This is a genomic window from Brunnivagina elsteri CCALA 953, from assembly GCF_002289455.1.
GTDB lineage: Bacteria > Cyanobacteriota > Cyanobacteriia > Cyanobacteriales > Nostocaceae > Brunnivagina > Brunnivagina elsteri.
Genome location: NZ_NTFS01000729.1, coordinates 1 through 1488, shown reverse-complemented (window position 1 = coordinate 1488; position 1488 = coordinate 1). Strand labels below are relative to the sequence as shown.

Here is a 1488-nt window from a genome sequence, read left to right as displayed (position 1 = left end):
GCGTTCGCGTTTAATTTCCCTTTACTTTCTCATGATTTATTTATCTTTCTTGGAAGAATAAAAACTGGGATGTACCCAATTAAACGTTTGGGATAGGTTAATTCTAGCAGTGGAGAAGTCATAAATGTGGTGACTAGTGCCATAATTACCAACATGGTAAAAAGTAGCGGCGAGATGACTTTTAATTCCAAGCCAATATTAAGTACAATCAGTTCGGTTAAACCACGAGTGTTCATTAACCATCCCAAGGCTGATGCTTCGCGATTATTGATGCCACTGACACGAGCTGCTACATATGTACCTATATATTTGCCTGCGATCGCAACTGCTAAGATTAACCCACATAATCCCCACGCTTCGGGAGTGTTAATTAAACCAATTTGCGTTCGTAAGCCACTATAGGCGAAGAATACTGGTAATAAAAATATCAAAACGAAGTCTTCGGTTTTAACTGCCAGTTCACGCACTAAACCAGCGTTTTTAGGCATAACAGCCCCTAATAAAAATGCTCCGAAAATTAGGTGAATACCGATGAATTCGGTAATAAGGGCAGAGGCAACGACACCACCATAAATTAATGCCATCATTAATTGGTTGAGACGACCAGCACGTTGGTAATATGTGGCTAGACGCTTAAGAAACCATCGTCCAAGTGTGAACATAAAGCCAATGTAAGCAAGGCTTTCAATGATGGTTAGTATGGCTTTCTGGTCAATGCTACCATTTCGCGCCACTGCGATCGCAACTGCTAAAATACACCATGCGGTCACATCATCAACTGCTGCACAAGTCAATGCCAATGTTCCTAATCTTGTGCGTTGTAAGTTATTTTCAGTAATAATCCTTGCTAGTACTGGAAACGCAGTGATTGACATTGCTGCCCCTAAAAATAGGGCAAAGGCTGTAAAAGGTATGCTAGCAATTGAAACAAGAGGATAAAGTATTGATGCTAGCAGCGTTCCCAAACAAAACGGAACTAAGATACTTACATGGGAGATTAAAATCGCTATTTCTAAATTACCACTTAGATATTTCGGGTTTAATTCTAACCCGATTAAAAACATGAAAAATATTAACCCTATCTGGGATAAAAGGTTTAAAAAAGGAATTGTTTCGGGGGGAAATAAAGTTGCAGATAATCCTGGTGCAAGCATACCAAATAGGGAAGGACCAAGCATTATCCCAGCTACAATTTCACCAATTACTAATGGTTGGTTAATCCATCGAAATGCAACTCCTGCTAACCGCGATAATCCCATGACAATTAAGACTTCGACTAAAACCAGAACAACTGTGTGCATAGCTTCCTCACTAGTTAATATCCGGCATCTCTTAGATGATTCTTGAAAATGGTCAAAAATGTCAACCTTACTGAGTCACAAAATATTTTTTATTATCCACCAATAATATTAATTATTGTTAAGAATGATTTAGATTAGAGTAAATAGGGAGTTAGGAAATTGATGTCGTTAAATTTAGGTTATGTAG

The 1488-nt window shown here is 38.3% G+C and carries 1 pseudogene; it reads right to left on the bottom strand.

What is annotated here, in order from left to right:
* Nucleotides 1-77: 77 nt before the first annotated feature.
* Nucleotides 78-1301 (bottom strand): annotated as a pseudogene (locus CK510_RS30270) (cation:proton antiporter domain-containing protein); the annotation flags it as partial.
* Nucleotides 1302-1488 lie beyond the last annotated feature (187 nt).